The sequence below is a fragment of the Rhizobium acaciae genome, from assembly GCF_025941625.1.
GTDB classification, from domain to species: domain Bacteria; phylum Pseudomonadota; class Alphaproteobacteria; order Rhizobiales; family Rhizobiaceae; genus Rhizobium; species Rhizobium acaciae.
In genome coordinates this window covers 132,873-149,585 of sequence record NZ_JAPCZO010000008.1, presented here as the reverse complement: position 1 = coordinate 149,585, position 16,713 = coordinate 132,873, and the positions used below count along the sequence as shown (strand labels likewise).

15 protein-coding genes are annotated in these 16,713 nt (G+C 61.9%); 10 read left to right on the top strand and 5 right to left on the bottom strand.

Going from position 1 to position 16,713, the window contains the following annotated elements:
* Window positions 1-70 precede the first annotated feature (70 nt).
* Complete coding sequence (locus OLZ32_RS14845; RefSeq protein ID WP_003544689.1) at window positions 71-970, top strand: LysR family transcriptional regulator; 900 nt, start codon at window positions 71-73, stop codon at window positions 968-970.
* On the opposite strand, the gene OLZ32_RS14840 is transcribed toward OLZ32_RS14845, so the two are convergent.
* The gene (locus tag OLZ32_RS14840; protein WP_264421593.1) at window positions 967-3,831 is read right to left on the bottom strand and encodes an ATP-binding protein; all 2,865 of its coding nucleotides are present in this window, start codon (window positions 3,829-3,831) and stop codon (window positions 967-969) included. The genes OLZ32_RS14845 and OLZ32_RS14840 overlap by 4 nt on opposite strands.
* Before the next feature lie 247 nt (window positions 3,832-4,078).
* On the opposite strand from OLZ32_RS14840, the gene OLZ32_RS14835 reads away from it, so the two are divergent.
* The 6 genes from OLZ32_RS14835 (at window position 4,079) to OLZ32_RS14810 (ending at window position 9,482) form a co-directional block, all read left to right on the top strand.
* Complete coding sequence (locus OLZ32_RS14835; protein ID WP_003544692.1) at window positions 4,079-4,510, top strand: GlcG/HbpS family heme-binding protein; 432 nt, start codon at window positions 4,079-4,081, stop codon at window positions 4,508-4,510.
* A gap of 11 nt (window positions 4,511-4,521) precedes the next feature.
* Complete coding sequence (locus tag OLZ32_RS14830; RefSeq protein WP_130824112.1) at window positions 4,522-5,577, top strand: NAD(P)-dependent alcohol dehydrogenase; 1,056 nt, start codon at window positions 4,522-4,524, stop codon at window positions 5,575-5,577.
* 117 nt (window positions 5,578-5,694) lie between these two features.
* Window positions 5,695-6,378, top strand: a complete 684-nt coding sequence (locus OLZ32_RS14825) for a type 1 glutamine amidotransferase domain-containing protein (RefSeq protein ID WP_264399660.1) — start codon at window positions 5,695-5,697, stop codon at window positions 6,376-6,378.
* Between the two features lie 118 nt (window positions 6,379-6,496).
* Complete coding sequence (locus OLZ32_RS14820) at window positions 6,497-6,796, top strand: putative quinol monooxygenase (protein WP_264421590.1); 300 nt, start codon at window positions 6,497-6,499, stop codon at window positions 6,794-6,796.
* A 25-nt stretch (window positions 6,797-6,821) separates the two neighbouring features.
* The gene (locus OLZ32_RS14815; RefSeq protein WP_264421588.1) at window positions 6,822-8,198 is read left to right on the top strand and encodes an aldehyde dehydrogenase family protein; all 1,377 of its coding nucleotides are present in this window, start codon (window positions 6,822-6,824) and stop codon (window positions 8,196-8,198) included.
* A 57-nt stretch (window positions 8,199-8,255) separates the two neighbouring features.
* Complete coding sequence (locus OLZ32_RS14810) at window positions 8,256-9,482, top strand: MFS transporter (RefSeq protein ID WP_264421586.1); 1,227 nt, start codon at window positions 8,256-8,258, stop codon at window positions 9,480-9,482.
* 204 nt (window positions 9,483-9,686) lie between these two features.
* Here OLZ32_RS14810 and OLZ32_RS14805 read toward each other — a convergent pair whose 3' ends face one another.
* Entirely contained in the window at window positions 9,687-10,583 is an 897-nt protein-coding gene (locus OLZ32_RS14805) for a LysR family transcriptional regulator (protein WP_130817009.1), read from the bottom strand.
* Between the two features lie 263 nt (window positions 10,584-10,846).
* Here OLZ32_RS14805 and OLZ32_RS14800 point away from each other — a divergent pair, with 263 nt between their 5' ends.
* Together OLZ32_RS14800 and OLZ32_RS14795 are read left to right on the top strand one after the other, a co-directional pair.
* Window positions 10,847-11,581: an SDR family NAD(P)-dependent oxidoreductase gene (locus OLZ32_RS14800; protein ID WP_003544700.1), complete on the top strand. Its 735-nt coding sequence runs from the start codon at window positions 10,847-10,849 to the stop codon at window positions 11,579-11,581.
* A gap of 120 nt (window positions 11,582-11,701) precedes the next feature.
* Window positions 11,702-12,301, top strand: a complete 600-nt coding sequence (locus OLZ32_RS14795; RefSeq protein WP_264421582.1) for an NADPH-dependent F420 reductase — start codon at window positions 11,702-11,704, stop codon at window positions 12,299-12,301.
* 262 nt (window positions 12,302-12,563) lie between these two features.
* Here OLZ32_RS14795 and guaA read toward each other — a convergent pair whose 3' ends face one another.
* The 3 genes from guaA to OLZ32_RS14780 all read right to left on the bottom strand — a co-directional run bounded on the left by guaA (window position 12,564) and on the right by OLZ32_RS14780 (window position 15,326).
* Complete coding sequence (guaA, locus tag OLZ32_RS14790; protein WP_003544702.1) at window positions 12,564-14,126, bottom strand: glutamine-hydrolyzing GMP synthase; 1,563 nt, start codon at window positions 14,124-14,126, stop codon at window positions 12,564-12,566.
* Window positions 14,127-14,241: 115 nt separating this feature from the next.
* Complete coding sequence (locus OLZ32_RS14785) at window positions 14,242-14,880, bottom strand: 5'-methylthioadenosine/S-adenosylhomocysteine nucleosidase (protein ID WP_264421579.1); 639 nt, start codon at window positions 14,878-14,880, stop codon at window positions 14,242-14,244.
* A complete protein-coding gene (locus OLZ32_RS14780) occupies window positions 14,877-15,326 on the bottom strand; it encodes a PaaI family thioesterase (protein ID WP_003544704.1) in 450 nt (149 codons plus the stop codon). Before OLZ32_RS14780 ends, OLZ32_RS14785 begins: the two co-directional genes overlap by 4 nt.
* Before the next feature lie 270 nt (window positions 15,327-15,596).
* Between OLZ32_RS14780 and OLZ32_RS14775 the strand changes: the two genes are divergently transcribed.
* Window positions 15,597-16,670, top strand: coding sequence for a DUF2252 domain-containing protein (locus OLZ32_RS14775; protein WP_264421577.1), 1,074 nt, complete (start codon window positions 15,597-15,599; stop codon window positions 16,668-16,670).
* The last annotated feature ends 43 nt before the right edge of the window (window positions 16,671-16,713 follow it).

Genomic DNA, 16,713 nt, shown 5'->3' with positions numbered 1-16,713 from the left:
TTGCCGTTCCTATTCGAGATGCGGTAGCACGCTTTTATGGCAAGCTGTGTCGCGGAAAGGGGAACGCTAAATGGATATCGAAGAACTGCAGACATTCGTGGAAGTGGCTGATGCCGGGGGCGTTTCGCCGGCCGCGCTCCGGCTCGGCGTCTCCAAGTCGATCGTCAGTCGGCGGCTTTTCCGGCTTGAAGCGGAACTTGGTGTCCAGCTTCTTGCACGGACCACCCGGGGCGCCGCTCTCACGGAAGCAGGGGTCACGTTCCGAGATTATGCAGCGAGAGTCTGCGCCGAGATCGACGTGGCCAGGGAAACGATCCTACCCGCCGGTGACCTTCGCGGCCGCTTGCGAGTTGCCGTGCCGCTTTCCTTCGGCCAGACTCACTTCGCTCCCATCCTCGCGGAAATGGCGCGCCGCCACCCCCAGCTCCACATCCACACCTGCTACAGTGATCGCTTCGTCGATCTCATCACAGAGGGTTATGATTGTGCGATCCGGGTTGGCTATCTTCAGGACTCCAACTTGATCGCAAGACGCGTCGGACCGATCTATGGGAAGTTCGTCGCAAGCCCGGACTACATCAAGGCGCATGGGTCTCCCGAGACGCCGGAGGAACTCGTCGCTCATGAGGCCCTCATGCAGGGCACCGAAGCCTGGCAACTCATGGATGGCGACAAGATCATCACGGTTCGTCCGCAGGGGCGCTTTAAAGCCGACAACGGCACTGCTCTGGTCGCCGCCGCGGTAGCAGGATTAGGGATCGCTTACCTGCCCGATTGCCTTACCCATGAATATATTGCCTCCGGCGCGCTTGTGCCGGTCATGACGCATTATCCACCACCCCCGGCAGGTGCCTATGTCATCCGCCCGCCAGGTCAGCATCCCGCACGGAAGATACGGGTCCTCACCGAATTGCTGATTGAGTATTGCGAACCGGCTCCGTCCTTTCACGATTTGAGGTGGGCAGATTAAGAGCCGCCCCGTGAGATCATCTGACCAACCTCCATCTGGTCGCGCGCCGCGACCACATCGGCGGTATGCAAGCCGCTTTCGAAGCGTTGGTACACGCAGGCCAAGTGACTTAGCGCGATATCACCATGTCCAGTTTGCAGCGCGAGTTTGGCCTGTTGGGTCGCAGCGCGCAGTTCGAGAGTTAGAGCGCCGCTTCGCTGCGCCGCCCGCACCGCCATGGCCAAATTTTCCACGGCGGAAAGGACATCACCCTCGCGCCACCGCGTGAGGCCAATGACGCGGAACAATTCTGAGCGACACCAAGCCTCGTCCCGCTCCAGATAATCGCTGGCTTCTGCCGCGACGGCGCGCGCGACATCGAGACGATTATGGGACAGAGCAGCGTCCGCGAGCATTGCGAGGTTCATTGCGAAATGAATCCGCAGATTGCGGCTCCTGAGTCCGCCGATAGCGTCACGCATTCTGTCTACCGCCTGCGCGTCACGGCCAGCGGTGTCGATGGCAGCCCGATAGAATCGAATAAGGGGCGGCCAAATGTCCAGCTGACAGATTTGGTACTGCGCTTCCAGCCGCTTCAACTGGTCCTGCGCCACGTCAAGAAGGCCAGACCAAAGCGATACCGAAAGTCCCCCCACCGCCAACGCATGCATGAGCGAGACGGGATGGCCGATGGTCGTTGCGGCCAAAATGCATTCCTGCGCCACATCAAAGGCCTCCCGGTGCTCGCCGACTACCCACAGCATCGGCGCGAGATAGGACCGTATTCCGACGAAGCGATCGAGTTGAAACCTTGACGTCTGCGAGCGATAGGCGACCGTGGAATGGCTGCGTGCCAACGCCTTGAGGCCGGTGACCGAAGTCTCGATATCGCCGCAGTAGAAACGGTTGACCAATTCCAGTCTCGTGACATCGGGCACCGCCGAGTGACCTCCTTCCTGGTTGAGGATGCCGCGGAGTTCGGAAAGGGCGGACAGGACTTGGCGATGATTTCCGGCGAATGTCTTCGCGCCGGCCCAGCCCATCGTCGTTCGCAACCGGTACTCGACATTCCCGGTTTCGTCGGCAAGGCTCCTCGCTTCACGCCACGCCGCTTCAATCTCCGGTCCGCGATCGTCGCCGAAATTGAGATTGAGGGCGTGCGCCGACACGAGTTTCAATCTGAGCACAACATCGTCCATAGCCAGACCATTCAGCCCCTCCACCACTTCAGCCACGCGCGTTCGGGTCTCTGAGAGGGAGGACAGCTCGTTCCACAGTGGAATGGCGGCTGCGGTCAGCCGGATGCCGAGTTCCCTGTTGTGTCCATCACGCCACGCCCAATCGATGGCTCGGTGGAGATCATTTCCCCAACGGCCGTAACGTGCGGTCCAATCTTCGCGCGCTCGCCAGTTCCACTCGACTTCGCCTTGTTCGAACAGAGCCAGCAGGTAGCGGGCATAGCTCGCCATCGCCGCCTGCTCTTCGCCGCTCGCGCGAAGGCGTTCGCTGGCGAAGCTCCGCGTGCTGTCAAGGAGGCGATAGTATCGGTGTCCGCTATGATAGCTGACAGACGACAACGATCTGGCGGCAAGGCTCTCCAGCCACGCCCCGACATCTTCTGCCGACCCGAGATGGCCGCAGACGCCGACAACATCGTTCAGCGTGAAAATTCCACTAAATAGTGATAGATGACGCAGCAGACATGCTTCGCGCTCGGGAAGTAACCTATAGCTCCAGTCCAGCATCGCCATCAGCGTCATATGCCGAGGCGCCGCCGCGTTCCCCTGCAACACAAACGCATCGAAGGCATTCTCCAACAGGTCGGCCAGCTTGGCAGGCCCATCGGTGGACAGCCGCGGCGCCGCCAATTCTATCGCCAGCGCGATACCATCGAGGCGACGGCTAATGGCCGCGAGCGAAGAGGCGTCCGCATCGTCGAGCCGATATCCCTGCGTCACCGCGCGCTGTACCAGCAATTCTACGGCCGAAAAGTCTAACGCCGCTGCCGCGTCCAGCTCGCTCCCCGCGGGCGGAAAGCGAAGCGGTGCGAGACGATAGACCGACTCCCGCCTGCACCGGAGTGGCTCTCGACTCGTCGTGACGACGAGAAGCCTCGGAAGCGCGTGATTGAGGTGGTCTGCAACCGTCGCCGCGGCGTTCAACACATGTTCGCAATTGTCGAGCACCAGCAACAATTCACGGTCGCGCAACATTTCGACAAGACCTGCCAGGATATTGACGAGATTGCTGTTCAGGCCACACGCAAAGGCAATTGCCGGCGCTACCAGCTGCGGAGAGTCGATCGCCGCAAGATCGACGAAGCAGACGCCGTCCTTCAAGCTCTCACCGACTTGCCATGCGGTGGCAACTGCTACGCTCGTCTTGCCGACGCCGGGCGGGCCGACAATTGTAAGCAGCCTGGTCTCGGCAAGCGCGCCGGCGAGGTCGGCCATAGCCTCGTCGCGCCCGATCAGCGCCGGTGGGGCTGGCAATTCCCCTGTAATACCTCTGACCGCCTCGGAAAGAGCTGCCCCGTCAGCAACGCCGAGGACGCGCAGTGGCGCGACGAACCGATAGCCGCGGCCCGGCACGGTTGCGATGCAAGTTAGATCGGGCTCAACCTGCGCCAGAGCGCGCCGCAGCACTGCGATGTTGACCTTGAGGTTGCTCTCATCGACGAAAACGTTCGGCCAGGCTGCGCGAAAGAGCTCGTCCTTACTGACAACGATACCAGGCCGGCGTACCAGCGCATGAAGTAGATCGATCGCACGGGATCCGACACGGATTGGAACCTCGCGATGAAGCAACAACTGGCGAGCGGGGATGAAGCGGCAGTCGCCGAAACAATAGGTTGTTACATTGGCCTCTTCCAATTCTTCCATCGTAGCTCCCTGGCTGAAGTAATCTCCACGGCTGCATCAAATTTACCTTTTTTAACCGGCGCCGCCAGCGCCTCGATGCTATTTACGTTCCCAGGCCAACTTGAGAAAAGGCTGAGCCGGTTGGTCCGGGCGCAAGTCGGTCGGCACGAAAACATTCAGGCATTTGGGCGCTCTACCTCCGGGGGCCATTCCCGGTAGCGCTCGTGTCGGACTGACAGAGCGGAAACCGGATGGAAGGAACGGCCGCATGCCTCGCACGCTCAACACACTGACGCTGTCGGATGCGAAGCAGATGCTGCAGGCCGGCGAGGCCAAGGCAGCCAACCTCGGCATCCCCTACAATATCGCGGTGGTCGATGCCGGAGGCGCGCTGATCGCATTCACCCGCCAGGACGGTGCGCTCGCCGGGAGCATCGATCTTGCGATCGGTAAGGCGAAGACAGCGCGCTTGTTCGACAAGACGACGGAATATCTTGCCGAGCTCGCTCAGCCCGGCGCACCGCTGTTCGGGATCGAACAGAGCAATGGCGGCAATGTCGTGATCTTCGGCGGTGGCCTGCCGGTAAAGTACGACGACCAGATCATCGGCGCGGTCGGCACCAGCGCCGGTTCGGTCGAGCAGGACATCGCGGTCGCCGTGGCGGCAGCAGAAGCAATTTCACCAAATGCGAAACCGTAGGGAGACTTGCGATGAAAGCAGCGCGTATCTTGGAGTATAAAAAGGCCCTGGTTCTCGAGGATATACCGGTCCCCGATATTCAACCCGACGAGGTACTGGTGAAGGTTGCTGCCTGTGGCATGTGCCGGTCGGATGTGTTGCTGATCGACGGCTTCTTCCAGGGCTATGGCGATATCCCCCCACCGGTCATTCCCGGCCATGAAATTACAGGCACGATCGAGAAAATCGGCAGCGTCGTGCCAAAGGCTGCTGGTATCGAGGAAGGCGATCACGTGGTGGTCGCACCCGGTTGGGGCGACGGTGTCTGCCGCCATTGCATGGTTGGCGACACGCACATCTGTCCCAATGTCCGTTGGCCCGGCTTCGGCCCCGATGGTGGCTTCGCGGAGTATATCCCGGTACCGGCACGCTATGTGATCAAGGTGCCGAAACACCTGAAGTTCGAGCAACTCGCGCCGCTGACCGACGCCGGGCTGACGCCCTACCGCGGCCTCAAGAAAATCCGTAACGCCGGTGGCCTCGGCCCGGATCGGGTGATCGGTGTGTTCGGCATTGGCGGGCTCGGAGCGTACGCCGTCCAATATGCCAAATTGCTTGGCGCCGGCGGTCCGGTCGTCGCAGTCGCCCGCAATGAAGAAAAGTTGCAGGTGGCCAAGAAATATGGCGCGGATCATATCATCGCCATAGAGGGCAAGTCCTCCGAGGACGTTGGCAAGGAGCTCAAGAAAGCCACTGGCCAGGACAAGTTCGATGCGATCATCGATTGCGCCGGCGCGACCGAGATGATGCAGCTCGCCTTCTCGCGGCTGGCGATCAGCGGCCACTATGCCGATGTCGGGTTCATCGGCGATCGCATCGATATCCCGTTGTTCCCGCGTGTGTCGGGCGAACAGACTTTCCACGGGTCGTTCTGGGGCAACAACGCAGATCTCACCGAGGTAATGGCGCTCGCGGCCGAAGGCAAAATCCAGCACACGATCAAGACGATCTCCTTCGACGACATCAACGAATATATCGACCTGATGCGCGACAATAAAATCGTTGGGCGTGCCGTCGTGACGTTCTGACAGCGTGAGGGCGCAACGAGACCGGATTACTGCTGCGCCAAGTATCCTGCGCCACAAGTGACTTCATGTCCGAATGAAACCCAATCTTTGAACGCATCACAATTCAAGGAGAAGATCGTGACCCAGCATGTCCTGTTCATCGTCACCAACGCAGCCGTGATCGGTCCGCACAGTCGCAAGACCGGCTTCTTTTTCGCCGAGGTCGCTCATCCTTTCGACGTGCTCGACAAGGCGGGGATCGCCGTTGAGTTCGCGTCTCCCGCCGGCGGATGGACGCCCTACGACGCGTACGACGAGAAAGACCCCGCCCAAAAAGAGTTTCTCGAGAGCAAGGCCTTCCGTCGCCTGAATCATAGCCGAAAGTTGTCCGAAGTGGACGCTGCGGACTACGACGCCATCCTGGTGCCCGGTGGCCTCGGGCCCATGGTCGACATCCAGCGTAACGCGGATGTCCAGAAGGCCATCGTGCGCGCCTGGACCACCGGAAAGCTCGTAACCGCTGTTTGTCACGGTCCGTGCGCGCTGCTCAGCGTCGACCTCGGTGATGGCACGCCGTTCGTGCGCGGCAAGAAGCTTACGTCGTTCTCGAAGAAGGAAGAGTACGACTACGCCCGCGATGACGTACCTTACGAACTTGAAGATGCGTTAAGGGCGGAGGGTGCCGAATACTCCTCTGCATCCAACTGGGAACCTCACGTCATCGTTGATGGCCGCCTTATCACCGGCCAGAACCCCGCCTCGGCGGGACCGCTGGGAAAAGAACTGGTCGCCGCCCTCAAACGGGCTGCCGTTCCGGCGTGAATTGATGAGACGCAGGCTGAAACATTCTGCCGTGCCCCCATACCGCGACCGCGCTCGTAGCTTCTCGCTCCGTCCGCTCAAACGAGTGCACTTGCGCATTTTATCGGGAGCCTATCGCATGACTCAATCGCCGGCCAAAATCACTGCCGTCCTTACTGCTCACCCCGGCAAAGCCGCCGACCTGCGATCACTGCTTGTCGGCATGGCACCGCTTTGCAGAGCCGAACCCGGCAATCTGCGCTGGGATGTCTGGCGAGACCAGGCCGTTCCCGAGCGCTACGTTCTGGATGAGCTCTATTGCGACGGTGAGGCGGTGGAGGCGCATCGCCGGACGCCGCACTACCAGGATTATCTGGCGCGCATTCCTTCGCTGACAGAGCGGTCGGCGCTGGTACTCGAGGCGGTAGCCGTGTCGTAGTCCTGTCGAGGATCGGAGAACATTCATGCTTGAAGTGGTGCAAGCCTTTGATCGGAAACATATCGCCGATCTGCCGACGGACGATGCTGCGGCCTTGGAATCGAAGCTCGAGACTGCGCGCGCACGCTTTCTGAATCGCAACGACTGGCTTGCGCCGCATGAACGCATGGCAGTGCTGCGGAGACTCGCGGACCTTGTCGCGCTGCAGCGCGAGGTCTTCGCCAAGCGCATCGCATGCGAAGGCGGCAAGCCCTACACCGACGCGCTCGTCGAGACCGACCGCGCGATCGACGGCATTCGTAATGCTGCCGATGTGCTGCGCACCCGCGGTGGCGTCGAGATCCCGATGGGCCTTACGCAGGCAAGTGACAATCGACGTGCCTGGACGATTCAGGAGCCGATCGGTGTCGTGGCCGCCATTTCCGCCTTCAATCACCCGCTCAATCTCATCGTCCATCAGATGGCACCGGCGATTGCAACCGGCTGCCCCGTCATCATCAAGCCGGCTGCAGCTACGCCGCTTTGTTGTCTCGAACTGGTCAAGCTGGTTCATGAGGCCGGGATGCCGGAGGGCTGGGTGCAGGCCTTCCTTCCCGAAAGTCGCGTTCTGTCAAGCGCGTTTGCGAGCGACGCGCGCATCGCGTTCCTGAGCTTCATCGGGTCAGCGGAAGTGGGCTGGCGCCTGCGCGCAAACCTGGCTCCGGGCACCCGTTGCGCCCTTGAGCACGGCGGCGTCGCGCCCGTCATTGTCGACCGGAGTGCCGATCTCGACGCGATCATCGAGCCCCTTGCCAAAGGCGGCTATTATCATGCTGGCCAGGTATGCGTGTCCGTCCAGCGCATTTATGTACACGCCGAACTCAAGGAGGCTTTCATCGAGCGGTTCGCCGCGCGGGTCGAGCAGCTCCGTGTCGGCGATCCCACCCGCGCCGAAACAGAGGTCGGCCCCCTGATCACGCCTGCCGAAGCCACGCGGGTCGAGACGTGGATCGATGAAGCCGCAACGGCAGGAGCCCGTCGGATCGGCGGTGGACGCCTGAGCGATACCACGCTCAAGCCGGCCATACTCGTCGATCCGCCGCGCGACACCAAGGTCTCGACGCATGAGATTTTCGGGCCTGTCACCTGCATCTACGGATATGACGAGGTCGAGGATGCGATTGCTGCAGCAAATTCCCTGCCGGTAGCATTTCAGGCGAGCATTTTCACACGCGATCTGGCTGTCGCGTTCAACGCGGCCGAGAAGCTCGACGCTTCGGCGGTGATGGTGAACGATCACAGCGCGTTCCGCACCGATTGGATGCCTTTTGCCGGCCGGCGCGAATCCGGTTACGGCGTCGGCGGCATTCCCTTTACGGCCCGCGAAATGACCGCGGAGAAGATGATCGTCTTCAAGCGCTAGCGCCGGCGCATCTTCTAAAATTATGCCTCGTGCACCCACCGGATTGGAGATCGGTCGATGTTTGGAAAGGCCTACGAAGCGCAATGCCAGGCAACGAAGTTTGCCCCGTCCAGTGCTCACCATGAGAGCCAGGCGCTGGCTCTTTTCTCGCTAGCGCTGGGCAGTTTCTGCATCGGAACGTCAGAATTCGCCAGCATGGGCATCATACAATTATATGCCGAAGACTTCGGCATCGATATTCCAACGGCGACGAATGCGATTACCGGATATGCTTTCGGCGTCGTCCTTGGCGCGCCGCTCGCCACGCTTGTCGCGGCCAGACTCAATCGTCGGACTTTGCTGCTGTGTCTGATGGCGCTATGGGTAGTTGGCAACGTCCTCTCGTCGATGGCGAGCAATATCGGCCTGTTTGCGGCCGCCCGGTTCATAAGCGGCGTGCCGCAAGGCGCTTATTTTGGAGCGGGAGCGGTTGTCGCGGCCTATTTCTTCGGCGCAGACCGCGCCGGAAAGGCTTTCGCGCTGGTCATGACCGGACTGACGATCGCAACGATCTTCGGTTCGCCCTTGGCAACCTTCCTTGGTCAGACGCTCGGGTGGCGGAACACCTATCTCGCCATGGCCGCGCTCGGCGCAGTTGCGTTTCTTGCGCTGTTCCTGTTCGTGCCGCGCACGGATGCCCTTAACGGAGGCTCGGTTCTCCATGAGTTATCCGGGCTTCGTCGATGGAGTGTTTGGGCAATGATCGCGGTTGCGGCGCTCGGAATATCAAGCATTTTTGCGGTCTACGCCTTTATCGGACCATTGGTGACCGATGTGGTGCAGCTCGATCAATCCACGATCCCCCTTGCGCTTGGTGTCTTTGGCGTTGGCATGACGGTCGGCAACGCTGTCGGTGGTCAGTTCGCAGACACTTTTGCGTTTCGCGGCCTCATCCTTGGGTACGGGATAACGCTCATCCTCCTTGTTATCTTGTCGTGCTTTGGGACGAACGCATGGGTTTTCATGCCCTGCCTCTTCGGCGTGGGTGCTGCGATGATGGCGGCGATTCCAACCATTCAGGTGCGGATGACGCATTTTGCACCGGAAGCCCCGACACTGATGGGGGCGATGAACCTGGCGGCCCTCAATGTCGCGAATGCGCTTGGGGCTTGGGGCGGTGGACTGGTCATCGCTGCGGGATACAGCGTCCTCTTTTCACCACTTGCCGGATTTGTGCTGACCGCTGCAGGGCTGCTCGTCTATTTCATCGCGCTTCCGCGAAGCGCTTCGGTCGTGCAGGCTTAGACGCACAAAAAGCCAGGCGCTGTCTGAAGCTGCGAGATCCAACATCAACAGGCGAGAGCGAGGAAGGAGAATTTCGGCGGTCCGCGATTTGCTCGGTTTCAAAGACTATCGATATCGGTTGGTCTATTTTCCTTCGAGCTCTCCGCAAAAGCGGCGTCTCCAGCCTGCCAAAAAGACCGTCAGCGATGGTGAAGTCCGTCGCCGTCAGTCGCGCGATATGGACAGCCCCGTGAGAAGCGGAGCGTATGCGGCGAGCCTGTGGGATACGAACTCCGTGAAGAGCCGCACGCGCTTCGTCTTGCGTGTCTCTCCCTGTGTGAGAAGCCAGAGCGTTCCGTACATGTGCAGGTCGGTGCCCGGTACCCTCGCCAGGTGGGGGTCGGCATCTCCGACGAAGCAGGGCAGTGTCGTGATCCCGAGCCCTTGCCGTACAGCAACGATCTGCGCCTCGCCGTCCGTGGTCCTGAATGGAACCCCCGTGGTGCGAACCTCACCCTCGCTGGCCCAATCCGGAATGCCATGAATGCTGATGACGATCCACCGGATCGGATCAGGCGCACCCGCACGCCAAGCGGCTAGTCGATCGCAGGACATGTAGACGCCGCCGAACACCTCCGGTCCCTTCAGGCCGTGAAGATTGAGCGGCAGAGTTTTACGGTCGTAGACGACGCGGATCGCCACGTCGGCCTCTCGGTTGGTCAGATTTGCCAGCTCGCCGGACGACACGATTTCCATCTCGATATCAGGATGCAGACGCGCGAAATCGGCGAAATCCGGCATGAGCAGGTGTGTCGCGAGGGTCGGAGCCAACGTCACCCGCAGAAGCCCGCGCACGCTCTGGTCGCGCCCGAAGACGCGCGTCTCCAGCTGGTGCGACGACGCTTCCATCTGGTTCGCGAGCTCAAGGACCTCCTCGCCCGCAGCCGTCAGGCGGTAGCCCGAAGGCAGCTTTTCGAACATCTGCGCCCCGAGGCGTTCCTCGAGCTGTGCGATGCGTCGCAGCACGGTCGAGTGATACACCCCGAGGCCCTCGGCGGCAGCCCGCACTGAGCCTCCGCGCGCCACGGCAAGAAAGTAGCGAATGTCATCCCAGTCGATCATGGTGCAATCCTGCACCGCGCGGTGCGTCTTCCAAAGCTCGTATCGAACGAATCGTACAGCAGTACGGGCGGTCATCCCAGCTTGCGTCGACGATAGCGGCCAAATTCCGAACGGCGGACACCGATCGTCGCGACTGGCGTCGGTCTTCCAGCCGGATCGATTTTGCACCACCGATGTGCGCACTTCCGCACTCAACAACTGATGCCGGCGGACCCATTTCGACGGTCTCGGGGGCGTCCCCGAATGATCAAAGGATGCATGACATGAACAGACTGAATGGAAAGACCGCCGTGATCACCGGTGGCGCTACCGGCATCGGCCGCGCCGCAGCAAAGCGGTTCATCGAGGAGGGCGCCTTCGTCTTCATCTTCGGCCGCCGGCAGGAAGCGCTCGACGCCGCTGTGGCCGACCTCGGGCCCAATGCTCGCGCGGTGAAGGGCTCGGTCTCCGATCTGGCCGACCTCGACCGGCTTTACGGGGCGGTGAAGGCCGAGCGTGGAACCCTGGATATCGTCTTCGCCAATGCCGGGGCGGGAAGCCAGCTTGCGCTCGGCAAGATCACCGCCGAGCACATTGACGAAACCTTCGACACCAATGTGAAAGGTACGATCTTCACGGTCCAGAAGGCGCTGCCGCTGATGGGCCAGGGCGGTTCGATCATCCTGACCGGATCGAGCGCCGGCACCACGGGCGCACCGGGATTTACGGCCTACAGCGCAAGCAAGGCGGCAGTACGCAACCTCGCGCGGACCTGGGCGGAGGACCTGAAGGGCACCGGCATCCGGGTAAACGTGCTGTCACCCGGGGCGACGGCGACCGAACTTGCGAAGGAGGCGCTGGGCGAGGAAGGCCAGAAGGCCTACGGGGCGATGACGCCGCTCCAGCGTATGGCCGATCCGGCGGAGATCGGGGCGGCGGCTGCCTTTCTCGCGTCGTCGGACAGCAGCTTCATGACCGCCAGCGAGGTCGCGGTTGACGGCGGCCTTGCGCAACTCTGACGCGCTGCACCTGGCCAGGCGCTCCATTCGATTTTTTCGGAGCTCCGTAGGGCTCGGTAGATAACCCAGCGCCGTTCAGGGCCAGGAAATCAATATCAACACAATATCGGAGAAGCATTTATGAGCTACGCAATTGTAGGATTCGGTAAGATAGGCCAGGCCCTCGCCCACGCCTTCGCCCGTAAAAACATCGAGGTGACCGTCGCGAGCCGCCGGCCGCCCGAGGCGTTGGCGCCGCAGGCTCGGGCGATTGGACCCACGGTCGTCGCCAAGTCGCTGCGGGACGCACTCGAGGCCGACACGATCATCCTGGCGGTCCCGTTCGGGGAGCATCGCGAGGTTGCGAAGGCCTTGCCGAGCTGGAAAGGCAAGACGGTCATCGATGCGATGAACGCATTTCCCGTCCCTGAAGAGCTGGACGGCCTCCCGTCCTCCGCCTTCGTCGCGAAATCGTTCACCGGCGCCAAGTTCGTGAAAGGGTTCAATCACCTGATTGCCGCCACCCTGGCTGCCGATCCGATCGTCGAGGGCGGCCACCGGGTCGTCTTTCTGTCGAGCGACGACGAGGACGCGATCGCTCCCGTGGCGGATTTGGCCAAGCAACTGGGGTTCGCACCCGTCGAGCTGGGAAAGCTCAACGAGGGTGGCGCGCTGGTGCACGCACGCGGCCGCACTTGGGGCCAGCTCATCTTCCAGGATTTGCTCAAGAAGGAGCAGTAATCGATCTATGATCGCGTGATCGACGCCGAGAACTGGTCGCGCGCGCTAAAGCATGTCGCGCAAAAGTGTGCAGCGGTTTTGCGATAACGACATGCGTAAAGACAAAGAGTTAAAGCACGATGCGTAGATTCAAAGTGTTAGAGCGTCCTTCGTGCGTCCGAAAGGACTCACGGCGCTCTAACATCTTCGAGCAGCGCGCGACCGAATATTTGAAGGCCACAAAGTCGTGAAGGTTGGGGTGGGCCTGACGGCGGTACTCCCCTCACTCCCACTCGATCGTGCCGGGCGGCTTGCTCGTCACATCATAAACCACGCGATTGATGCCGCGCACCTCGTTGATGATGCGGGTCGCGGCGCGGCCGAGGAATTCCATGTCGTAGTGGTAGAAGTCCGCCGTCATGCCGTCGACCGAGGTGACGGCGCGCAACGCGCAGACGAATTCATAGGTGCGCCCGTCGCCCATGACGCCAACGGTCTGGACGGGGAGCAGCACGGCGAAGGCCTGCCATATGGCGTCGTAGAGGCCGGCTTTGCGGATTTCGTCGAGATAGATCGCATCGGCTTCGCGCAGGATCTCCAGCTTTTCGCGGGTGATGCCGCCGGGGCAGCGGATCGCAAGGCCGGGGCCTGGGAAGGGGTGGCGGCCGATGAAGCTGTCGGGCAGGCCGAGCTCGCGGCCAAGCGCGCGCACCTCGTCCTTGAAGAGCTCGCGCAGCGGCTCGACGAGCTGCATCTTCATGCGCTCCGGCAGGCCGCCGACATTGTGGTGCGATTTGATCGTCACCGACGGGCCGCCGGTGAAGGAAACGCTCTCGATCACGTCGGGATAAAGGGTGCCCTGGCCGAGGAAATCGGCGCCGCCGAGCTTCTTTGCCTCTTCCTCGAAGGTTTCGATGAACAGCCGGCCGATGATCTTGCGCTTGGTTTCCGGGTCGCTGACGCCTTCGAGTTCGCCGATGAAGCGATCGGCGGCATCGACGTGCAGCAGGTGCAGATTGTAGTGCTCGCGGAACATGGCGACGACGCCGGCCGCCTCATCCTTGCGCATCAGCCCGTGGTCGACGAGGATGCAGGTCAGCTGGTCACCGACGGCCTCGTGGATCAAGAGCGCTGCGACGGAGCTGTCGACGCCGCCCGAAAGCGCGCAGATGACGCGCTTGTCGCCCACTTGCGCGCGGATCTGCTCGACCGCCTTCTGGCGATAGGCCGACATCGACCAGTCGCCCTTGATGCCGGCGATGTTATGAATGAAATTGCCGATCAGCTTGGCGCCATCAGGCGTATGCACGACCTCGGGGTGGAACTGCACGCCGTAATATTTGCGCTTCTCGTCGGCGATGAAGGCATAGGGCGCGTTGGAGGAGGTGGCGACCACTTCGAAACCATCCGGCAGCGCGGTGACGCGGTCGCCATGGCTCATCCAGACCTGATGGCGCGAGCCGGAGGACCAGAGGCCCTCGAACAGCTGGCAGTCCCTGTCGACCTCGAGAAAGGCGCGGCCGAATTCGCGGTGATGGCCGCTCTCGACCTTGCCGCCGAGCTGCATGCACATCGTCTGCTGGCCGTAGCAGATGCCGAACACCGGCAGGCCGCTGTCGAAGATGATCTGGGGCGCTCGCGGCGATCCCTCGTCCACCGTGGAAGCCGGGCTGCCGGACAGGATCACGGCCTTCGGCTGCAGGCGGTTGAAGCCCTCTTCGGCCGATTGGAAGGGAACGATCTCGCAATAGACGCCGGCCTCGCGCACGCGCCGTGCGATGAGCTGGGTCACCTGGCTGCCGAAATCGACGATGAGAACGGAGTCGGGATGTGCTGTCTGGGTCATGGCGAGGCTTTAATGAAAAGCGCCTCGCCTTGCAATCCGGGAAATCGGCGGCATCGGGTTTTTATTGTTCCGATTGTCCCCCGCGCGTCTGACAAGGCGCGCGGCGCTGTAGGGCTCAGAACCAGAAAACCCCGTCCTCCAGCGCCGTGAACAGGCTGTCGACGCCGTAAGAGAGCTTGCGGTCGACGATGTGCAGATATTCGGTCCAGCCGGAAATATGCTGCAGCTCGACGGCGCCGTCGGAAATGCCGCGAAGGCCGATCAGCGGCAGTTTGTAGCCCTGGCAGGCCCGCAGCACCGCATAGGTCTCCATATCGACCATGTCGGCGTCGATGCCCGTATAGGCGGCGCCCGAAATGATGTTGCCGCCGGTGGAAAGGCTTGCTTCGGCAATGCCGGGAATGCGCAGAGGCAGCTCGAGCGTTGCCGGCAGGTCGAGAAAGGGTGTCTTGCCCTTTTCGAAGCCGAGCGGCGAGGCGTCCATGTCGCGGTAGGAAACCGAGGTCACCTGATAGATTTCGGTCTGCTCCAGTTTCGTCGAGCCGGCCGAGCCGAGGGACACGACGAGATCGGGCAGGTCGTCGACGGCATCCAGCCGCGCCAATGTCTTGCTCAGCGCGATGGCTGCCTCGACCGGGCCGACGCCGGTCATCAGAGGTTCGATGCGCGAACGCAGGAAGGGACCGTATTCGGCCTCCGCCGCCATGACGAAAAGGATGGATTTCCCCGCGACCGATTTCAGTTCGAACTTCATCCCGTAATGCCCTCTCTACCGCGGATCACCATCATCGTTCCGGTCATGGAGGCGATGAGTTTCGCCGGCCCGTCGCTGATCGCGTAGCCTCGTCCGTCGGCGACGATGATGGTGGAGCCGGGTTTGGTGATTTCCCCGCGAAACAGGAAACGATCGCCACGCCCCGGCGACATGAGATTGACCTTGAACTCGATCGTCAGGATCGAGGCCTCCGGGTCGATGACGCTGTAGGCGGCAAAGCCGCAGGCCGAATCGAGCGCTGCGGAAATGATGCCCGCATGCAGGATGCCGTGCTGCTGTGTCAGTTTGACGTCGAAGGGTAGCTCGATCTCGACGACGCCGTGCTCGACGCGCGTCAGCTCCGCGCCGATCGTTTCCATCGCCGCCTGCCGCGCAAAATTACGGCGGATTCGCGCGCGGAAATCGCCCCTGTCAGTCTCGCTCATGTCTGCCCCTCTTGCAGCCGCGAAATTGGCATGGCGCGCCGCATTCGACAAGCTGGACATTGCTGAAATCGGTCCGGGCGGCGATGGAAACCCGGGACCGTGTCGCCGGGGCAACCCTTCGCCTTTCGGTCGCCGTGCGAGCCGGCACAGCTGGCCGGTACCGCTGGCCAGTACCGGTGGATTGTGGCGATCCGATGCGAAGACGATTGCAGCTTCGCGCGGTGCGCGTATTCTCCGCATCGGGTCGCGAAATGATGGAGCGCCGGCGGCATGACGACGATATCGCAATCGGTGCGGAATTTCGAGACCTGGCTGGCCGGCGAACTCGGCGACGATCTCGTCAAGGACGATCTCCGGGAGAAGCACGAGAAGATGCGGAGCGACGATTTCGTCTTCCTGCGCGCCACCTATTGGCGCTGGTGCGAGATCATCCTCGATATCTGCCCGGAAATGACAGGCGCGCCTCAGGTGCTGGCGATCGGCGACACGCATCTGGAGAATTTCGGCACCTGGCGCGATATCGAGGGCCGGCTCGTCTGGGGCGTTAATGACTTCGACGATGCGGCAGTGATGCCCTATGCATTTGATCTCGTTCGCCTTGCGGCAAGCGCCGTCTTGGCCCGCGGCGACGACGGTCCCTCGGTTCGCATGATCGGCGAGCTGATCCTCAGTGGTTATCGCAGGGGCCTTGAAAATCCGCTGCCCGTCATCCTCGAGCGCGACCACAAATGGCTGCGCAAGGCGCTGTTGCTGCCGAATTCCGAACGCCGGGAATTCTGGGAGAAATACGAAATGTTGCAGCCCGGCAAGAAGCCGGCACCACCAGCCTATGTCAAGGCGCTCGCAGACGCGCTGCCGTTGGGGTCAGGATCCTTCGTGGCGAAGCCACGCAGCGGCGGCACCGGCAGCCTCGGCCGGCCGCGTTTCGTCGCCTATGCCGAATGGCAGGGTGGACCGGTGCTGCGCGAGGCAAAGGCGCTGGTGCCGTCTGCCTGGTCGCTTCGCCACAACCCGCAGGATGTGGCGATCCATGCAAGCGAGATCGCCAATGGGCGGGCGCGCTCAGCCGATCCGCATTACCGGGTTTCCGGCCGCACCCTTGTGCGCCGGCTCTCGCCGAGCAGCTGCAAGATCGAAATCGACCGGCATCCCGAGATCCTGCTTTCGCCGACGATGCTCGAACTGATGGGCTTCGAGATCGCCAATTGCCATTCCGACGATGCGGCGGCTGCGGCGATCCTGAAGGATTTGACGGCGCGGGGAAACGACTGGCTGCACGAGGCGGCAAGGGCCGCGGCATCGAGCGTCGGCGCCGAACAGAAAGCCTATTCCCGCGCCGGCTAAAGCAATTCCAGCAAAAGTGTGCAGCGGTTTTGCGTCCGGAATT

Bases quoted from the DNA above. Each gene is read 5' to 3' on its own strand.
- OLZ32_RS14840 (WP_264421593.1), bottom strand. From the start codon at position 3,831: ATGGAAGAATTGGAAGAGGCCAATGTAACAACCTATTGTTTCGGCGAC.
- OLZ32_RS14835 (WP_003544692.1), top strand. From the start codon at position 4,079: ATGCCTCGCACGCTCAACACACTGACGCTGTCGGATGCGAAGCAGATG.
- OLZ32_RS14820 (WP_264421590.1), top strand. From the start codon at position 6,497: ATGACTCAATCGCCGGCCAAAATCACTGCCGTCCTTACTGCTCACCCC.
- OLZ32_RS14845 (WP_003544689.1), top strand. From the start codon at position 71: ATGGATATCGAAGAACTGCAGACATTCGTGGAAGTGGCTGATGCCGGG.
- OLZ32_RS14805 (WP_130817009.1), bottom strand. From the start codon at position 10,583: ATGATCGACTGGGATGACATTCGCTACTTTCTTGCCGTGGCGCGCGGA.
- OLZ32_RS14800 (WP_003544700.1), top strand. From the start codon at position 10,847: ATGAACAGACTGAATGGAAAGACCGCCGTGATCACCGGTGGCGCTACC.
- OLZ32_RS14810 (WP_264421586.1), top strand. From the start codon at position 8,256: ATGTTTGGAAAGGCCTACGAAGCGCAATGCCAGGCAACGAAGTTTGCC.
- OLZ32_RS14785 (WP_264421579.1), bottom strand. From the start codon at position 14,880: ATGAAGTTCGAACTGAAATCGGTCGCGGGGAAATCCATCCTTTTCGTC.
- OLZ32_RS14795 (WP_264421582.1), top strand. From the start codon at position 11,702: ATGAGCTACGCAATTGTAGGATTCGGTAAGATAGGCCAGGCCCTCGCC.
- OLZ32_RS14830 (WP_130824112.1), top strand. From the start codon at position 4,522: ATGAAAGCAGCGCGTATCTTGGAGTATAAAAAGGCCCTGGTTCTCGAG.
- guaA (WP_003544702.1), bottom strand. From the start codon at position 14,126: ATGACCCAGACAGCACATCCCGACTCCGTTCTCATCGTCGATTTCGGC.
- OLZ32_RS14780 (WP_003544704.1), bottom strand. From the start codon at position 15,326: ATGAGCGAGACTGACAGGGGCGATTTCCGCGCGCGAATCCGCCGTAAT.
- OLZ32_RS14815 (WP_264421588.1), top strand. From the start codon at position 6,822: ATGCTTGAAGTGGTGCAAGCCTTTGATCGGAAACATATCGCCGATCTG.
- OLZ32_RS14775 (WP_264421577.1), top strand. From the start codon at position 15,597: ATGACGACGATATCGCAATCGGTGCGGAATTTCGAGACCTGGCTGGCC.